Annotated in this window: 15 protein-coding genes; 4 read left to right on the top strand and 11 right to left on the bottom strand. The window is 70.1% G+C overall.

Annotated features, from left to right (window positions below):
• Window positions 1-21: 21 nt before the first annotated feature.
• Entirely contained in the window at window positions 22-1,458 is a 1,437-nt protein-coding gene (gene glnA / locus Q5696_RS12945) for a type I glutamate--ammonia ligase (protein WP_305091751.1), read from the bottom strand.
• 235 nt (window positions 1,459-1,693) lie between these two features.
• Between glnA and Q5696_RS12940 the strand changes: the two genes are divergently transcribed.
• The gene (locus tag Q5696_RS12940; protein WP_305091750.1) at window positions 1,694-2,170 is read left to right on the top strand and encodes an RDD family protein; all 477 of its coding nucleotides are present in this window, start codon (window positions 1,694-1,696) and stop codon (window positions 2,168-2,170) included.
• Between the two features lie 84 nt (window positions 2,171-2,254).
• On the opposite strand, the gene Q5696_RS12935 is transcribed toward Q5696_RS12940, so the two are convergent.
• The 6 genes from Q5696_RS12935 to Q5696_RS12910 all read right to left on the bottom strand — a co-directional run bounded on the left by Q5696_RS12935 (window position 2,255) and on the right by Q5696_RS12910 (window position 9,498).
• Window positions 2,255-3,010: a DUF4191 domain-containing protein gene (locus Q5696_RS12935; protein WP_305091749.1), complete on the bottom strand. Its 756-nt coding sequence runs from the start codon at window positions 3,008-3,010 to the stop codon at window positions 2,255-2,257.
• A gap of 97 nt (window positions 3,011-3,107) precedes the next feature.
• Complete coding sequence (gene lipA, locus Q5696_RS12930; protein WP_305091748.1) at window positions 3,108-4,121, bottom strand: lipoyl synthase; 1,014 nt, start codon at window positions 4,119-4,121, stop codon at window positions 3,108-3,110.
• A 52-nt stretch (window positions 4,122-4,173) separates the two neighbouring features.
• Window positions 4,174-4,953, bottom strand: a complete 780-nt coding sequence (gene lipB / locus Q5696_RS12925; RefSeq protein WP_305091747.1) for a lipoyl(octanoyl) transferase LipB — start codon at window positions 4,951-4,953, stop codon at window positions 4,174-4,176.
• A 35-nt stretch (window positions 4,954-4,988) separates the two neighbouring features.
• Window positions 4,989-5,879, bottom strand: coding sequence for a TIGR01777 family oxidoreductase (locus tag Q5696_RS12920; RefSeq protein ID WP_305091746.1), 891 nt, complete (start codon window positions 5,877-5,879; stop codon window positions 4,989-4,991).
• A gap of 83 nt (window positions 5,880-5,962) precedes the next feature.
• The gene (sucB, locus tag Q5696_RS12915) at window positions 5,963-7,696 is read right to left on the bottom strand and encodes a 2-oxoglutarate dehydrogenase, E2 component, dihydrolipoamide succinyltransferase (protein ID WP_305091745.1); all 1,734 of its coding nucleotides are present in this window, start codon (window positions 7,694-7,696) and stop codon (window positions 5,963-5,965) included.
• Window positions 7,697-7,971: 275 nt separating this feature from the next.
• Window positions 7,972-9,498, bottom strand: coding sequence for a leucyl aminopeptidase (locus Q5696_RS12910; RefSeq protein WP_305091744.1), 1,527 nt, complete (start codon window positions 9,496-9,498; stop codon window positions 7,972-7,974).
• A gap of 78 nt (window positions 9,499-9,576) precedes the next feature.
• Here Q5696_RS12910 and gcvT point away from each other — a divergent pair, with 78 nt between their 5' ends.
• Both gcvT and Q5696_RS12900 read left to right on the top strand, forming a co-directional pair.
• The gene (gene gcvT, locus Q5696_RS12905) at window positions 9,577-10,686 is read left to right on the top strand and encodes a glycine cleavage system aminomethyltransferase GcvT (protein ID WP_305091743.1); all 1,110 of its coding nucleotides are present in this window, start codon (window positions 9,577-9,579) and stop codon (window positions 10,684-10,686) included.
• 53 nt (window positions 10,687-10,739) lie between these two features.
• Window positions 10,740-11,843, top strand: coding sequence for a branched-chain amino acid aminotransferase (locus Q5696_RS12900; protein WP_305091742.1), 1,104 nt, complete (start codon window positions 10,740-10,742; stop codon window positions 11,841-11,843).
• 62 nt (window positions 11,844-11,905) lie between these two features.
• Here the strand turns inward: Q5696_RS12900 and Q5696_RS12895 are convergent, their stop codons facing one another.
• The 4 genes from Q5696_RS12895 to Q5696_RS12880 form a co-directional block, all read right to left on the bottom strand.
• A complete protein-coding gene (locus Q5696_RS12895; protein WP_305095276.1) occupies window positions 11,906-12,646 on the bottom strand; it encodes an adenosylcobinamide-GDP ribazoletransferase in 741 nt (246 codons plus the stop codon).
• Window positions 12,647-12,669: 23 nt separating this feature from the next.
• Window positions 12,670-13,779, bottom strand: a complete 1,110-nt coding sequence (gene cobT, locus Q5696_RS12890; protein WP_305091741.1) for a nicotinate-nucleotide--dimethylbenzimidazole phosphoribosyltransferase — start codon at window positions 13,777-13,779, stop codon at window positions 12,670-12,672.
• Between the two features lie 14 nt (window positions 13,780-13,793).
• Window positions 13,794-14,366: a bifunctional adenosylcobinamide kinase/adenosylcobinamide-phosphate guanylyltransferase gene (locus tag Q5696_RS12885; protein ID WP_305091740.1), complete on the bottom strand. Its 573-nt coding sequence runs from the start codon at window positions 14,364-14,366 to the stop codon at window positions 13,794-13,796.
• Window positions 14,367-14,436: 70 nt separating this feature from the next.
• On the bottom strand, window positions 14,437-15,114 hold the full coding sequence (locus Q5696_RS12880) for a DUF3043 domain-containing protein (protein ID WP_305091739.1): 678 nt from the start codon (window positions 15,112-15,114) through the stop codon (window positions 14,437-14,439).
• 62 nt (window positions 15,115-15,176) lie between these two features.
• On the opposite strand from Q5696_RS12880, the gene Q5696_RS12875 reads away from it, so the two are divergent.
• Window positions 15,177-16,253: a glycerate kinase family protein gene (locus tag Q5696_RS12875; RefSeq protein WP_305091738.1), complete on the top strand. Its 1,077-nt coding sequence runs from the start codon at window positions 15,177-15,179 to the stop codon at window positions 16,251-16,253.
• Window positions 16,254-16,300: the final 47 nt, after the last annotated feature.

Here is a 16,300-nt window from a genome sequence, read left to right as displayed (position 1 = left end):
CCCGCCGGATCGTGCTGAGACTCAGCAGTCGTAGTACAGGTTGAACTCGTAGGGGTGCGGACGCAGGTTGACCGGTGCGATCTCCTGCTCACGCTTGAGCGAGATCCAGGTTTCGATCAGATCGGACGTGAACACGCCGCCCTCGGTGAGGTAGTCGTGATCCTGCTCGAGCCGGTCGATGACCGCGGACAGGCTGGTCGGCGCCTGCGGGATACCGAGGGCCTCCTCCGGGGGCAGCTCGTACAGGTCCTTGTCGACCGGCGCCATCGGCTCGATCTTGTTCTTGATGCCGTCCAGGCCGGCCATCATCTGTGCCGCGAAGTTCAGGTACGGGTTGCCCGACGAGTCGGGGGCGCGGAACTCGATGCGCTTGGCCTTCGGGTTGTTGCCCGTGATCGGGATACGGACCGCGGCCGACCGGTTGCGCTGGCTGTACACCAGGTTGATGGGGGCCTCGTAGCCCGGCACCAGGCGGTGGTACGAGTTGATCGTCGGGTTCGTGAACGCCAGCAGCGACGGCGCATGGTGCAGGATGCCGCCGATGTACCAGCGGGCGATGTCCGACAGGCCCGCGTAACCGGACTCGTCGTGGAACAGCGGCTTACCGTCCTTCCACAGCGACTGGTGCACGTGCATGCCCGAACCGTTGTCACCGAACAGCGGCTTCGGCATGAACGTCGCCGACTTGCCGAACTGCCAGCACGTGTTCTTCACGATGTACTTGAACAGCTGCAGATCGTCGGCCGCCGCGAGCAGCGTGTTGAACTTGTAGTTGATCTCCTGCTGGCCGCCGGTACCCACCTCGTGGTGGCCGCGCTCGAGTTCGAAACCGGCGTTGGCCAGGTTCGTGGAGATCGCGTCACGCAGGTCGACGTAGTGGTCGTACGGCGCGACCGGGAAGTAGCCGCCCTTCTCCCGCACCTTGTAGCCGAGGTTCGGGCTGCCGTCGGCGTTGACCTCGTTGCCGGTGTTCCAGGCACCGGACACCGAGTCCAGCTCGTAGAAGGCGCCGTTCATGGCGGAGTCGTAGCGGACCGAATCGAAGATGTAGAACTCGGCCTCGGCACCGAAGAACGCGGTGTCGGCGATACCCGTCGACTTCAGGTACTCCTCCGCCTTGCGGGCGACGTTACGCGGATCACGGCTGTACGCCTCACGCGTGAACGGATCGTGGACGAAGAAGTCGATGTTCAGCGTGCGCGCCTTGCGGAACTGGTCGATCCGCGCCGTCGAGACATCGGGCAGCAGAATCATGTCCGACTCGTGGATCGACTGGAAGCCGCGCACCGAGGAACCGTCGAACGCGAGCCCGTCGTCGAACACGTCCTGGTTGAAGGCGGACGCCGGGATCGAGAAGTGCTGCTGGACGCCGGGCAGGTCACTGAAGCGAATGTCGACGTACTCGATGTCCTGGTCGGCGATGTACTTGATGACCTCTTCGGCCGTGGAGAAAGCCACGTGTGCTCCTTCAGTCGGTTACCTGCCGGTCGGGTTGCGGCGGTGTCGTCGAGGCAAGACGGTAGAGAGCCGGTGTTGCCCGCTAATCAAGCCTATGTTTCACCGGTGTTACGCGTCGGTGTTCACCGATGGACGCAGCGTGAATTGTGATCAGATCCACGCCCGCGGTGTGACGAGCCGCACCCTTCCCTGCCGGCCGGACGGTTCCCGCACGTCGACGCCTATCCTGGACGGCATGGCACGCATGATCGGCTCCTGGCTCTCCGGCCCCTCCGCGGCACTGCCCAAGGATCAGACCGAACCCCAGGCCCACCGCGGCGAACTGCTCGGACTGCCGGCCGACGGCCCCGGATCCCTCGCCACCACCGGCCGCCGCGTCGCAGCCCTCGCCATCGACTGGCTCACCTCCGCCGGCGTCGTCCTGCTCCTCATCGGATCCGCACCCCTCGAGAACCCCCGCCTCGGCACCTACACCATGATGCTGTGGTTCGTCGTCGGCGTCGTCTGCGTCACCCTGTTCTCCTTTACCCCCGGCCAGTACATGATGGGCCTGCAGGTCGCCCGGATCGACGCCCCCACCAAGGTCGGCATCCTCCGCGCCCTCGGCCGCCAAGCCCTCATGGTGTTCATCGTCCCCGCCGTCATCACCGACGTCGACGGCCGCGGCATGCACGACCGCGCCACCGGCACCGCACTCGTGCGGGTGCGCTGACACTTCCTCCTCACAGCTGAAGGGACCCTTTGTGCGCTCGTAGCGCACAAAGGGTCCCTTCAGCTGATGGGCCGGGAGAGAGCGTCAGCGGCGACGAATCGTGCGCTGCATGCCCTTCATCTTGGCGCCGGGGGGCAGGGGGCCCTTCGGCATGGCGGCGCCGGCGCGGTTGCCGAGGGCAGCGAGCCGGGCCTCGATGGAGTCCATGCGCTTGGTGTCGATGTTGCGGGGCAGCTTGTTCAGCTGCTTGACCAGCTGGGACAGGGGGACGAGGCCGTCGCCGTTGCCGACGGTGAAGTCGTAGATGGGGGTGTCGCCGACGAGGCGGGCGGTCTTCTTCTTCTCCTGCGCGAGTAGTCCCTTGACGCGCTGCGGGGAGCCTTCGGCGACGAGGATGACGCCGGGGCGGCCGACGACGCGGTGGACCACGTCGAGTTGGGTGGTGCCGGCGACGGCGGTCTTGACGCGCCACGCGCCCTGCATGTTGTCGAGGGCCCAGGCGGCGGCACCGGCCTGTCCTTCGGCTTTGCCGTACACCGTCTTCTGGACACGCTTGCCGAAGATGATGAAGGCGAGCATGACGCCGACGAGCAGACCGATCGGCAGCAGGAACCACTGGATACCGAAGATCAGGCCGATCAGGAAGAACACCAGGGTGCTGACGACCAGTGCCCCGATGAGCAGTGGCAGCAGCAGTTTGTCTTCCTTGCGCTGCATCTGGAACGCCTGCCAGAGCTGAGTGCGACGTTCCTTCGACGCCTGCTTGCGGGCCGCCTTCGCCGCCGCCTTCGCTTCCTTGCTGGGTTTGCCCGCTTTTCCGGACTTACTGCCGTTCGCCATACCTCACAGGATACGTCCCTCACCGTGCCCGATCGCGTTCACGGTGAGGTGACGAACCTCTGTCACCGTGAGATCACGGTGAGGGACGACGTCCCGGTCAGGCGCGAGCGAGACGGTCGAGGACCGAACTGGCTTCCTGTGCGGCGGTGCCGCCCTCGGCGAGGTGCGCCTGCCCGTCGGGGAGGGGACGGCCGTGGTGGGCCATGGCCTGCGCGTACAGGCGTCCGGCCCGGTACGAGGAGCGGACCAGGGGCCCGGCCATGACGCCGGCGAATCCGATCTCCTCGGCAGCCTGGGAGTGTTCGACGAACTCCTCCGGCTTGACCCAGCGTTCGACCGGGTGGTGTCGCGGTGACGGGCGCAGGTACTGGGTGATGGTGATGATGTCGCAGCCGGCCTCGTGGAGGTCGACCATGGCCTGCTGTACCTCGTCGGGGGTCTCGCCCATGCCGAGGATGAGGTTCGACTTGGTGACCAGGCCGAAGTCGCGGGCCGCGGTGAGGACACCGAGGGACCGTTCGTAGCGGAACGCCGGCCGGATGCGCTTGAAGATCCGCGGCACCGTTTCCAGGTTGTGGGCGAGGACCTCGGGGCGGGACTCGAACACCTCGGCCAGCAGGTCGGGGGTGCCGTTGAAGTCTGGGATCAGGTTCTCGACGCCGGTGCCCGGGTTGAGGGCGTGGATCTGCCGGACGGTTTCCGCGTACAGCCACGCGCCGCCGTCGGGCAGATCGTCGCGGGCGACACCGGTGATCGTCGAATACCGCAGGCCCATCGACCGGACGGATTCGGCGACGCGTCGCGGCTCGTCCCGGTCGAGGGCGGTGGGCTTACCGGTGTCGATCTGGCAGAAATCGCAGCGTCGGGTGCACTGTTCACCACCGATGAGGAACGTGGCCTCGCGGTCTTCCCAGCATTCGTAGATGTTGGGGCAGCCCGCCTCCTCACACACCGTGTGCAGGCCTTCGTTCTTCACCAGCCCCTTGAGCTCGGTGTACTCCGGACCCATCTTGGCGCGGGTCCGGATCCAGTTGGGCTTGCGTTCGATCGGAGTCTCCGCGTTTCGAGCTTCGATGCGGAGCAGCTTCCGTCCTTCTGGGGCGACACTCACCTGTGCGATGGTACGCGTGACCGAACCCGTTGTCGGGTCCGGCCGGTGTGTCTCAGCCGAATCGGACGGTGGTGAACTCCGGTGTCCGACGGTCGAACTCGCCGGTAACCTGTTCGGGGGCTGCGACGCGCTCGATATCACGCACCGTCACCGGAAGCTGCCCGTCGAGGGCTGCGAGGACGGCGGTGGTGACCGCGTCGATGACATCGTCGACGGTGACGTCCCGCCCGAGCTCCCGCGACAGGGTCGTCACACCGGCGTCGCGGATACCGCACGGAACGATGTTGTCGAACCCGTCGAGGACGGCATTGCAGTTGAGGGCGAACCCGTGCATCGTGACGCCCCGCTGGACCCGCACCCCGATCGCGGCGACCTTGCGTTCGGGCAGCCATCGGCCGTCGACGGACGCGGCCGGCAGCCACACCCCGGAACGCCCCTCGACGCGCCCACATGCGACACCCAGGCCCGTGCACACCTCGATGAGCGCTTCCTCGAGCCGCCGGACGTAGGCGACGACGTCGACGGGTTCGGCGAGCCCGACGATCGGGTACCCGACGAGCTGGCCGGGACCGTGCCAGGTGATCTTGCCGCCGCGGTCGACGTCGATGACCGGGGTGCCGTCCACCGGACGGTCCTCGGGGGCGGTGCGCCGGCCCGCGGTGTAGACGGCCGGATGCTCGAGCAGCAGCAGCGTGTCGGGGCCCTCGTCGTCGGCTCGGCGTGTCGCCAGAACCTTCTGCCGATCCCATGCCGCCATGTAGTCGATCCGGCCGAGACGTTCGACGGACACCGGCTGAGAACTGGATCGAGCGGACGCGGTGGTGCTTCTCATGGGCACGACGTTACGCCCGCCGACCACACGGTTCGTCACCGCCCGAGCGCATCCGCGAGGGCCGTGTCGATCGTGGGACGACGGAACGTGAACCCGGCCTGTGCGAGCACCCCGGGGACGGCACGCTGGCCGCACAGGACGGCCTCGTCGGCGAACTCGCCGATCAGCGCCGACACCACGACGCCCGGTATCCGCCACGGTGCGGGCCGGTGCAGTGCCCGGCCCAGTGCGGCAGTGAACCGGGCGTTGGTGACCGGTTCCGGGGCGCACAGGTTCACCGGCCCCCGGATGTCGTCGCGGGCGAGGACGAATTCGAGGGCCGAGACCTCGTCGGCCAGCGAAATCCACGACAGGTACTGACGTCCGCTACCGAGTCGGCCACCGAGTCCGAGCGCGTACAGGCGGCACAGTTTCCCGAGCATCCCCCCGTGTGGGGACAGGACGGTCGCGGTCCGCACCGTCACCGTGCGCACCCCGGCGTCCGCCGCGGTCGCGGTCGCCGCCTCCCAGTCCCGGCACAACCGGGCCAGGAACCCGCCGCCCGGCGCGGCATGTTCGTCGACGACCCGGTCCCCGGTGTCGCCGTACCAGCCGACAGCGCTCGCGTTGACGAGCGTGGGGACACCCGCGTCGACGACGGCCCGCGCCAGGACGTCGGTGGGGGTGATCCGGCTGTCTCGCAGCGTCTGCTTGTAGGCGCCGGACCAGCGTTTGTCACCGATACCGGCACCGCACAGGTTCACGACGGCGTCGGCGCCCCGCAGCGACACGGCATCGAGTGTGCCGCGCTCGGGATCCCAGGCGAGTTCGCCGGGCCCGGACGCGCGGCGGCGGACGAGACGGGTCACGTCGTGGCCGCCGCCGCGCAGCGACGTCACGAGCGCGGAACCGATCAGGCCGGACGAGCCGGCGACGAACACGCGCACGTTTTTCCTCCCGGAGACGGAAACGCCGAAGGGCACCCTCCCCGGACGGAGAAGGTGCCCCTCGGCGGATGGAACACGGGACCCTACAGGCCCAGGTCGGCCTCGAACGCGGCGTCCTCGAGACGCTGCTTGATCGTGGTCAGGAAGCGGCCCGCGTCAGCGCCGTCGACCAGACGGTGATCGTAGGTGAGCGGCAGGTAGCACATCGACCGGACACCGATGGACTCGTTGCCGTTCTCGTCCTGCACCACGACCGGACGCTTGACGATCGCGCCCGTGCCCAGCATCGCGGCCTGCGGCGGCACCAGGATCGGGGTGTCGAACAGGGCGCCCTGGCTGCCGATGTTGGTGACGGTGAACGTGCCACCGGACAGCTCGTCCGGCTTGAGCCCACCGGTACGGGCACGCTTGGCGATGTCGGCGATCGCGCGGGCCAGTCCGGCCAGCGACAGGTCACCGGCGTTGTGGATCACGGGGGAGAGTAGACCCTGCTCGGTGTCGACCGCGATGCCCAGGTGCTCGGCAGCGTGGTACGTGATCTCCTTGGTGCTCTCGTTGTAGGACGCGTTCACGTTCGGGTGAACCTTGAGCGCCTCGACGACGGCCTTCGCGAAGAACGGCAGGAACGTCAGGTTGACGCCCTCACGCTCGGCGAAGTCGGCCTTGGCCTGCGCCCGCAGGGCCGCGATGCGGGTGACGTCGACCTCGAAGGTCTGGGTCAGCTGCGCCGTGGTCTGCAGGGACTCGCGGGTCTTGGTCGCCGTGATCTGACGGATCCGGTTGGCCTTCTGCGTCGTGCCGCGCAGGTTCGCCAGTTCGGGACGCACACCGGCGGTCGCGACCGGGGCCGCGGGAGCCGCAGCGGCGGCAGCAGGTGCGGCCGCGGGAGCCTTCGCGGCCTCGGCGGCAGCGAGCACGTCCTGCTTGCGGATGCGGCCACCGACACCGGTGCCCGTGACGGTCGACAGGTCGACGTTGTTCTCGGTGGCGAGCTTGCGCACCAGCGGGGTCACGTACGGGGTGGCGTCACCGGACGGTGCGGCGGCGGGAGCGGCCGGAGTGGACGCTGCCGGAGCCGGAGCAGCCGGAGCCGGGGCGGCCGGAGTGGACGCTGCCGGAGCCGGAGCAGCCGGAGCCGGAGCAGCCGGAGCCGGAGTGGGCTCGGGAGCCGGAGCCGGAGCCGGAGCCGGAGCTGCAGGTGCAGCAGCGGGAGCGCCGGAGCCGATGACGGCCAGCCGGCCGCCGATCTCGATGACGTCGTCCTCCTGCGCGCTGATCTCGAGCAGCACACCGGCGACGGGCGACGGGATCTCGGTGTCGACCTTGTCGGTGGAAACCTCGAGCAGAGGCTCGTCGACGGCGACCTCGTCGCCGACGGCCTTGAGCCAGCGGGTGACGGTGCCCTCGGTGACGGACTCGCCGAGCTCGGGCATCGTGACCGGGGTGCCGGACGCGGCACCGGCGGCGGGTGCCTCAGCCGGAGCCGGAGCAGCAGCCGGAGCCGGAGCAGCCTCGGCGGCAGGCGCAGGTGCGGGCTCGGCGGCGGGAGCCGGAGCAGCGGCGGGGGCGGGAGCCTCGCCGGCCTCGCCGATCACGGCCAGCTCGCCGCCGATCTCGACGACGTCGTCCTCCTGCGCCACGATCTTCGTCAGCACACCGGCAGCGGGGGACGGGATCTCGGTGTCGACTTTGTCGGTGGAGACCTCGAGCAGCGGCTCGTCGACGGCGACCGTGTCCCCTTCCTGCTTGAGCCACCGCGTGACAGTTCCCTCGGTGACGGATTCACCCAGGGCTGGCATCTGGACGGAGAAGGCCATTTCTTTCGACTCCTCGACGGTTGTGTTCGGGTTGTTGAGTTATAGCGACTTGTGGTCGCAAACCATAGTGCTCGGCAAGCATGGTTCCGGTGACGCTGTACGACGGATCCGAAACACCTCACACAGGCGGTGTGCTGCGCTTCGGACGCGTCGTGCGGCGCACCCGCACCATCCTTCCATTGATGTCCTGGGCGTGTCGTGCGAGGTCCCCGGGAAGGCCTTGACGGCCTGTGCGCCTTTTCGGTAGCAGCAACTACCAAAAAGGCGCACAGCACTTATCCGTTGACGGCGATGTCCTCGATGACGGAGATCATGGTGCGGACCGGGACGCCGGTGCCGCCCTTGCCGGTGTAGCCGAACGGGCCGCCCGTGTTGAACGCCGGACCGGCCACGTCGACGTGCGCCCACTGCACGTCGTCGGTGACGAACTCCTTCAGGAAGATCGCGGCGGCGAGCATGCCGCCCCAGCGGTGCGGGGTGACGTTCGCGAGGTCGGCGACGCGGGAGTTGAGGTCGGCACGCAATTCGGCCGGCATCGGCATCGGCCAGCCGTTCTCACCGATCTCCTGCGAGATCGCGGCGACCCGGTCACGGAACTCGTCGGTGCCCATGATGCCGGCGGTGCGGTTGCCGAGGGCCACCATCTGGGCGCCGGTGAGGGTGGCGGTGTCGATGAGGTAGTCGGGGTGGTCCTCGCAGGCGCGGGCGATGGCGTCGGCGAGGAGGAGACGGCCCTCGGCATCGGTGTTGACGACCTCGACGGTGGTGCCGCCGTACTGGGTGAGGACGTCACCGGGACGCTGCGCGGTCGCCGACGGCATGTTCTCGGCCATCGGCACCCACGCGGTGACGTCGACGGGCAGACGCAGTTTCGCGGCGAGTACGACGGTCGCGACGACGGCGGCGGCGCCGCCCATGTCGGAGGTCATGTTCTCCATGCCGGCGGCCGGCTTGATGGAGATGCCGCCGGTGTCGAACGTGACACCCTTACCGACGAGCGCGACCTTCTTCACACCACGACGCTTGGCTGCCGTGTAGGTCATCTGCACCAGACGCGGCGGACGCGACGAGCCCTGTCCGACACCGAGGATGCCGCCGAACCCGGCCTTCGCGAGTGCTTTCTCGTCGAGGACCTTCACGGTGAGGCCCGCGGCGGTGCCGAGGGCCTTCGCCCGGTCGGCGAACTCGGCGGGGTACAGGTGGCTCGGCGGGGTGTTGACGAATTCGCGGGCGGTGGCGACGGCCTCGGCGATCGCGACCGAGCGGGCCAGTTCGTCCTTCGGGCCCTTCGTGCGCGGCGACTCGACGAGCAGTTCGACGCGGCCGAGGGGTTGCGCGTCGGCGGCCGGCGCCGACTTCGACCGGAACTCGTCGAACCGGTACGCGCCGAGGAAGAAGCCCTCCGCGGCAGCACCCAGATCGAGCGACGACAGCGTCGTGGTGACGGTCGCGACCCCGGACAGGGCGCGTGCCGCGACGCCGGCGGAGCGTCGGACCTGCTCGGCGTCGATCTTGTCGGCGGCACCGAGGCCGACGGCCAGCACACTCGACACGGGCAGGTCTGCGGGGGCGGGGATCCGGGTGAGTTCCTCGGCGCGGCCGGTCGCACCGACTGCCGTCAGGGCGTCGAGCAGTCCGGCGAGGACCTCCTCGTCCACACCGGCACCGACGAGGACCTCGGGTCCGTCGGATCCGGTCGTGAGACCGATCACCAGGACGTCGGCGCGACGGCTCGGGGAACCGGCCAGGGCGAGCGTCGGACCCAGCGGTCGGACGGGCGAAGAGGTAGGGGGCACGAACATCTCCTGTCGAAGGGGGAGGCGGGTAGCTGCCGAATTCCGATGTTAGTGCTCGCGGCGGGTGGGCTAGCGTTGTCCCTCATGAGCGACGCGCAACTGCTGCAGGGCCCCATCCATTCCGTCCACGTCGACCTGGGTGCGACGTTCGCACCGTTCGGTGGCTGGGAGATGCCGGTCTCGTACGCGGGCACCGTCGCCGAGCACAACGCGGTCCGCGAGACGGTCGGCCTGTTCGACGTCAGCCATCTCGGTAAGGCTCTCGTCTCGGGTCCCGGTGCCGCGGAGTTCGTGAACTCGACGCTCACCGCGGACCTCGGCAAGGTCACGCCCGGGCAGGCGCAGTACACGCTGTGCTGCACCGAGACCGGTGGCGTCGTCGACGACCTGATCGCCTACTACGTGTCCGACGACGAGATCTTCCTGGTGCCGAACGCCGCGAACACCGCCGACGTCGTCGCCCGGCTGCAGGCCGCCGCGCCGGACGGTGTCGCGATCACCGACCAGCACCGGGACTACGCGGTGTTCGCGGTTCAGGGTCCGAAGTCGGCGGACGTCCTCGCCGAACTGGGCCTGCCCACCGACATCGACTACATGGCGTTCGTCGACGCCGACTGGAACGGTGTCCCGGTACGGGTGTGCCGCAGCGGCTACACCGGTGAGCACGGCTACGAGCTGCTACCCCGGTGGGCCGACGCCGAGGCGCTGTTCCGGGTCCTCGTCGACCTCGTGCGCGACCGCGACGGCCAGGTGGCCGGTCTGGGCGCCCGCGACACCCTGCGCACCGAGGCCGGGTACCCGCTGCACGGCCACGAACTGTCGCTCGACATCTCGCCGCTGCAGGCCCGCTGCGGCTGGGCCATCGGCTGGTCCAAGCCGGAGTTCTGGGGCCGCGACGCCCTCACCGCGGAGAAGGCGGCCGGCCCGGCCCGTCGCCTGTGGGGAATCAAGGCCCTCGACCGTGGTGTGCTGCGGCAGGGACAGACCGTGTCGAAGGACGGCGCCCCGATCGGGGAGACCACGTCGGGCACGTTCTCGCCGACCCTCAAGGTCGGTATCGCGCTGGCGCTGCTCGACACCGCCGCGGGTGTGGCCGGTGTGTCCGTGGGAGACGAGATCACCGTCGACGTGCGAGGACGTGCACTGCGCTGCGAGGTCGTGACCACCCCGTTCGTGCCCGTCCACACCAAATAGACCCCGATACGCCAGGTAAAAGGCGAAAGCCTCGTTAGATAGGATTACGGCTTATGACAGACGGCCTCGACTTCGCGCGCACCCTGAATCCCTCTCCCGCGACCGACGAGGCGCGGCGCGAGATTCTCGAGGCGCCCGGGTTCGGTCGGTACTTCACCGATCACATGGTGTCGATCCGCTACACCGAGGGCCGTGGCTGGCACGACGCCGAGGTCCTGCCGTACGGGCCGATCTCCCTCGACCCCGCCGGCATGGTGTTGCACTACGGGCAGTCCATCTTCGAGGGCCTCAAGGCGTACCGCCAGCCGAACGGCAGCATCGCGTCGTTCCGGGTCACCGCCAACGCCGAACGGCTCCGCCGGTCGGCGCGCCGGCTCGCGATGCCGGAACTGCCGGACGAGTTGTTCGTCGCCTCCATCGAGGCCCTCCTCGACGTCGACGAGGCCTGGGTGCCGGAGGCCGGCGGTGAGGCGTCGCTGTACCTGCGGCCGTTCCTGTTCTCCACCGAGGCGGGGCTGGGGGTGCGCCCGGCGTCGGAGTACCGCTACCTGCTGATCGCGTCCCCCGCAGGCGCCTACTTCCCGCGCGGCGTCAAGCCGGTCAGCGTGTGGCTGTCGCGGGAGTACGTGCGGGCCGCACCGGGCGGTACCGGTGCCGCGAAGTTCGCCGGCAACTATGCGGCGTCGCTGGTGGCGCAGGCCCAGGCCGCCGAGCAGGGCTGCGACCAGGTGGTGTGGCTCGACGCCATCGAACGCGCGTACGTCGAGGAGATGGGCGGGATGAACCTGTTCTTCGTCTTCGGTTCCGGCCCCGACGCCCGCCTGGTCACCCCGGAACTGTCCGGGTCGCTGCTGCCCGGCATCACCCGCGACTCGCTGCTCACCCTCGCCGCCGACGCCGGATTCGCGGTCGAGGAGCGCAGGATCAGCACCGACGAATGGCGGGAGAAGTGCGCGTCCGGTGAGATCACCGAGGTGTTCGCATGCGGTACCGCCGCCGTCATCACCCCCGTCGGCCGCGTCAAGTCCGCGCAGGGCGAGTTCACCGTCGCCGACGGCGAGCCCGGCCCGATCACCATGGCGCTGCGCGACACCCTCACCGGCATCCAGCGCGGCACCTTCGCCGACACCCACGAGTGGATGACCAAGCTGCGCTGACACTCGGCCGAAACCTGCTCGGGCCCTTCCACTTCGGTGGGAGGGCCCGAGTTGTGTCGGGGTCAGCCTCCGAGCAGGAACCCGACGGCCGTCGCGGCGACGGTGAATTCCAGTGCGGCCCCGAGCACGTCACCGTTGACGCCGTCGAACCGGCGGACACAGTGCCGCACCAGCAGTACCGCGGCGAGCAGTACCGCGACGACGACCACCGGGCCCTGCCACCAGAGAGCCGGCACCGCCAGAACCGCCGCGCCCGCAGCCGCGACGCCCCACGCCAGGGCCACCGGAAGAGGCTGCGAATCCGCCACCAGTGCACCGAAACCCGTCGTCCCCGACGCCCGGATTCCGCGGCGGCACGCGAACACCGCGGCCACCCGGCCCGTCGCCACCGCGACGGCCACCGCGAGCCACGCCCCGTGCGCGCCGAGCGAACCGAACGCGAGAGCCTGCACCCCGAACGTCACGATCAGCGCCGCTACCCCGAACGGTCCGGCACCGCCGCTCTTCATCACCTCCCGCGCCCGCTCCGGTGGCCCGTAACAGCCCAGGCCGTCCGCGGTGTCCGCGAGACCGTCGACGTGCATGCCGCGGGTCCCCGATGCGAGCGCACCGACCACCAGCAGACCCGAGAGCGTCGGCTCGAGACCGGCCCACGACAGCAGCCACAACAGCCCCGCCGCGGCCGCGCCCAGCAGGATCCCGGCCACCGGTGCCGCGGCGATCGCCCGCCGGCCCTCGGGGCGGCCGATGTCGTGCGGGCCGCGCACCGGCAGCACCGTCAACCACGACAGGGCCAACGCCATCCCGGTGACCGCACCCCGCACGCTCAGGCCGATTCCGTGCCGTCGGTGCTGTCGGGTTCCGTGTCGGTGCTGTTGTTGCTCACGCCCGCCGAATCGAACGTCGCCATCCGGGCCAGGGTCGCGACCGCGCCCTGCAGCACCGGCAGCGCCGTCACCGCACCCGACCCCTCGCCGAGACGCATGTCCAGCCCCAGGATCGGATCCAGCCCCAGGTGCCGCAGCGCGATCGTGTGGGCCGGCTCGGTGGACCGGTGCCCGGCCACCCACCACTCGCGGGCGCCGGGCGCCAATTCCTCCGCGACCAGCGCCGACGCCGTCACCACCAGACCGTCGACGATCACCGGGGTGCGGCGTACCGCCGCCTGAGCGAGGAACCCGGCCATCGCCGCCAGGTCTGCACCGGACACTGTCCGCAGCAGACCGACGGCGTCCCGCGTGTACGGGCGGGCGCGCCGCAGCCCGTCCCGGATCGCGGCGGTCTTGCGCATCCAGCCGGCGTCGTCGATGCCGGTACCGCGCCCGACGGCCGCCACCGGTTCGGTGTCGGTGATCGCGGCGATGAGAATCGTTGCCGGCGTCGTGTTTCCGATGCCCATCTCGCCTGCGATGAGCAGGTCGGCGCCCGCGTCGACTTCCTGGTCGGCGATCGCGCGTCCCGCGGCGATCGCCTGCGCGGTCTCCTCGTGCGTCATCGCGTCCTCGCGGTCGATCGACCCCGACGAGCGGCGCACCTTGAACGCCGACACGGACGGGTCGGTGTCCGCGTCGACCGACAGGTCCTCCACGCGCACCCCGGCACCGGCGATCTCGGCGAGCACGTTCACCGCGGCGCCGCCGCCGCGGATGTTCGCGACCATCTGCGCGGTCACCTCCGGCGGATACGCCGACACCCCACCACGGGCGATCCCGTGGTCACCGGCAAACACGACGACTCGCGGCCGCTCGAACACCTTCGGCGGGCACACGCCCTGGCAGGCCGACGCCCACACCGACAGCTCCTCGAGCCGGCCCAGCGACCCGGTGGGTTTCGTCAACTGCAGCTGCCGCAGGCGTGCCTGCTCCCGCACCTCGGCGTCCGGCGGGGTGGGGAACTCGAAGTCGGTCACCGACGGGTTCACGGATTCGCTTGTCACGCTGGACCTTTCATCTACGCCTGCGATGTCTTGAGAGTCAGGGGGAGGCCCGCGACGACGAGTACCACGTCGTCGCACACCTGCGCGAGGCGCGCGTTGAGCGCGCCGATCTCGTCGCGGAACAGCCGGCCCGAACGCGTCTCCGGAATCACGCCGAGCCCCACCTCGGGGCTCACCAGCAGCAGACGCCCGTCGAATCCCGCCACCGCCGCGACGAGGGCGTCGACCCGCCCGGCGATCGTGCCCCGCGGCGCGTCCCACGCGTCGGCGTCGTCGAGTTCGCCCGTGAGCCATGTGCCCAGGTCGTCGACGAGGGTCGGCGGATGCGGTCCGGGGGAGGCGAGGACGTCCGAGAGGGGGAGGTCGGTGCCGGTCTCGACAGTCGACCACCAGGCCGGACGCCGGACTCGATGCTGCTCGATCCGGGCATCCCAATCGGTGTCCCCCGGATACCGGCGCGCGGTCGCCACATAGCGCACCGGGACATCGCCCGGAACATCGTCGAGCAGTCCTTCGGCGTGCGCAGACTTCCCGGACCGGGCGCCGCCGAGTACGAGCGTGCGGCGCGGAACATCGGGGGAGGACACGAGGATAGACGCTATCAACCGCACCGGGCCGGTCCCGCAGTGCGCGGACCGGCCCGGAACGACGTGGGGATCAGACGGCGTCGCCCGGGCCGACACGCGGCTTCGGGGCGCGCATCTTACGGATCTGCGACGCGCGGACGAACGCGTACCAGCCGAGCTTGAAGCCGCCGTCCGCGGTGTCGGGGAAACGCTCCCGGACGCGATTGTTGATCATGCGCCCCAGGACGTAGCCCTCGATCGCCATGAACAGCATCATCACGAGCATGCCGAGCGTGACATAGCTCTGGATGATCGGATTGAGGAACATCGCCATGATCAGGATCAGGGCGAGCGGCATGAACAGGCCGACGAGGTTGCGGCGGCTGTCGACGAGGTCGCGGACGTACGCGCGGACCGGGCCCTTGTCGCGGGGCATCAGGTACTTGTCCTCGCCGGCGAGCATCCGGGCCCGGCGGTCGGCGGCGTCGGCCCGACGCTCGGCGGCGGCCGTCTTGCGCTCCTCCTTGGAGCCGCGAGTCGCCTTGCGGCGGGCCCGGGCCTCCTTCGCGGTGAGCGGTGCGGGGGTCACCGGGCCGCGGCGCTTGGCCTCGGCCTCGCGGCGCTTGGGGGTGGGACGCCCCTTACCGGGGGTCGACGCGGTCTTCCCGGCCGTCTCGGCGGTGGTTTCCGAGGACGACGCGGACGACTCGGTGACCTCGACGTGGTTCTTGTCGGGATTGTCGGAGTCGCCTCGGCGTAGCAGCTTCACACATCCAGGCTATGGGATAACCGTCGTCCTGGCGAAACCGACCACCGCCCTAGACTGCGCGGATGCGCGTCCTGATCGCGCCGGACTCGTTCGGCGGCACCCTCACCGCCACCCAGGCGGTCGCCGCGATCGCCGCCGGCTGGCGCTGCGCCCGACCCGGCGACCGGCTCGATCTCGCCCCGCAGTCCGACGGCGGTCCCGGCTTCGTCGACGCCATGAGTGTGGTCGGCACCGTCCACACCACCCGTGTCGACGGCCCCCTCGGCGACCCGGCCCGGGCACACTGGGTCCTCGCCGGTGACGGACGGGTCGCCTACCTCGAATCCGCGCAGGCCGTCGGCCTGGACCTGCTCGTCGGCCCGCCCACCCCGGACACCGCCCGCCGGGCCCACAGCCGCGGCGTCGGGCAATTGCTCGCCGCCGCCGTGGCCGCCGGGGCCCGCCGGATCGTCGTCGGACTCGGCGGCAGCTGCTGCACCGACGGTGGCCGCGGCGCACTCGACGCCCTCGGCGGACTCACCCGGGCCCGGGCACTGCTGGACGGTATCGACCTGATCGCCGCCACCGACGTCGAACACGCGCTGCTCGGCGAACACGGCGCCGCCCATGTCTTCGGACCCCAGAAAGGCGCCGACGCCGCCACCGTCACCCTCCTCGAACGCCGCAACATCGCATGGGCGGACGAACTGCGTGCCGCAGTCGGCCCCGACGTCGTCGACCGGCCCGGTGCCGGCGCCGCCGGTGGACTCGGGGCGGCCCTGTTCGCGCTCGGTGCGGCCCGGGAGTCCGGGGCCGCCGTCGTAGCCGACGCCACCGGGCTCGGCGAGCGGATCGCCGCCGCCGACCTCGTCCTGACCGGGGAGGGAAAGTTCGACGACCAGTCGCTGCGCGGCAAACTCCCCGTCGCGGTCGCCGCACTCGGATCCGGTGCGGGAACACCCGTCGTCGTCCTCACCGGGCAGGCCGCGGTCGACCCGGCCGCCGCCGCGGCAGCCGGGATCACGGCGACGTACGCGCTGACCGACATCGCCGGATCCGTCGAACGCGCCATGGCCGACGCGGCAGGACACCTCACGGAACTGGCGGCCACCGTGGCCCGGGCGTGGCGCGATACATCCGGCCCGATACATGAGGAATAGGGGCACGCAGAGTACCGTTGAAGCGATCACGGGTTTGGCACGAGCGA

It is taken from the genome of Prescottella sp. R16, assembly GCF_030656875.1.
Lineage (GTDB): Bacteria > Actinomycetota > Actinomycetes > Mycobacteriales > Mycobacteriaceae > Prescottella.
This window is presented reverse-complemented; position numbering and strand designations above follow the sequence as displayed.

Bases quoted from the DNA above. Each gene is read 5' to 3' on its own strand.
- Q5696_RS12895 (WP_305095276.1), bottom strand. From the start codon at position 12,646: ATGGCGTTGGCCCTGTCGTGGTTGACGGTGCTGCCGGTGCGCGGCCCG.
- Q5696_RS12910 (WP_305091744.1), bottom strand. From the start codon at position 9,498: ATGTTCGTGCCCCCTACCTCTTCGCCCGTCCGACCGCTGGGTCCGACG.
- Q5696_RS12940 (WP_305091750.1), top strand. From the start codon at position 1,694: ATGGCACGCATGATCGGCTCCTGGCTCTCCGGCCCCTCCGCGGCACTG.
- sucB (WP_305091745.1), bottom strand. From the start codon at position 7,696: ATGGCCTTCTCCGTCCAGATGCCAGCCCTGGGTGAATCCGTCACCGAG.
- lipB (WP_305091747.1), bottom strand. From the start codon at position 4,953: ATGAGAAGCACCACCGCGTCCGCTCGATCCAGTTCTCAGCCGGTGTCC.
- Q5696_RS12900 (WP_305091742.1), top strand. From the start codon at position 10,740: ATGACAGACGGCCTCGACTTCGCGCGCACCCTGAATCCCTCTCCCGCG.
- Q5696_RS12935 (WP_305091749.1), bottom strand. From the start codon at position 3,010: ATGGCGAACGGCAGTAAGTCCGGAAAAGCGGGCAAACCCAGCAAGGAA.
- gcvT (WP_305091743.1), top strand. From the start codon at position 9,577: ATGAGCGACGCGCAACTGCTGCAGGGCCCCATCCATTCCGTCCACGTC.
- Q5696_RS12875 (WP_305091738.1), top strand. From the start codon at position 15,177: ATGCGCGTCCTGATCGCGCCGGACTCGTTCGGCGGCACCCTCACCGCC.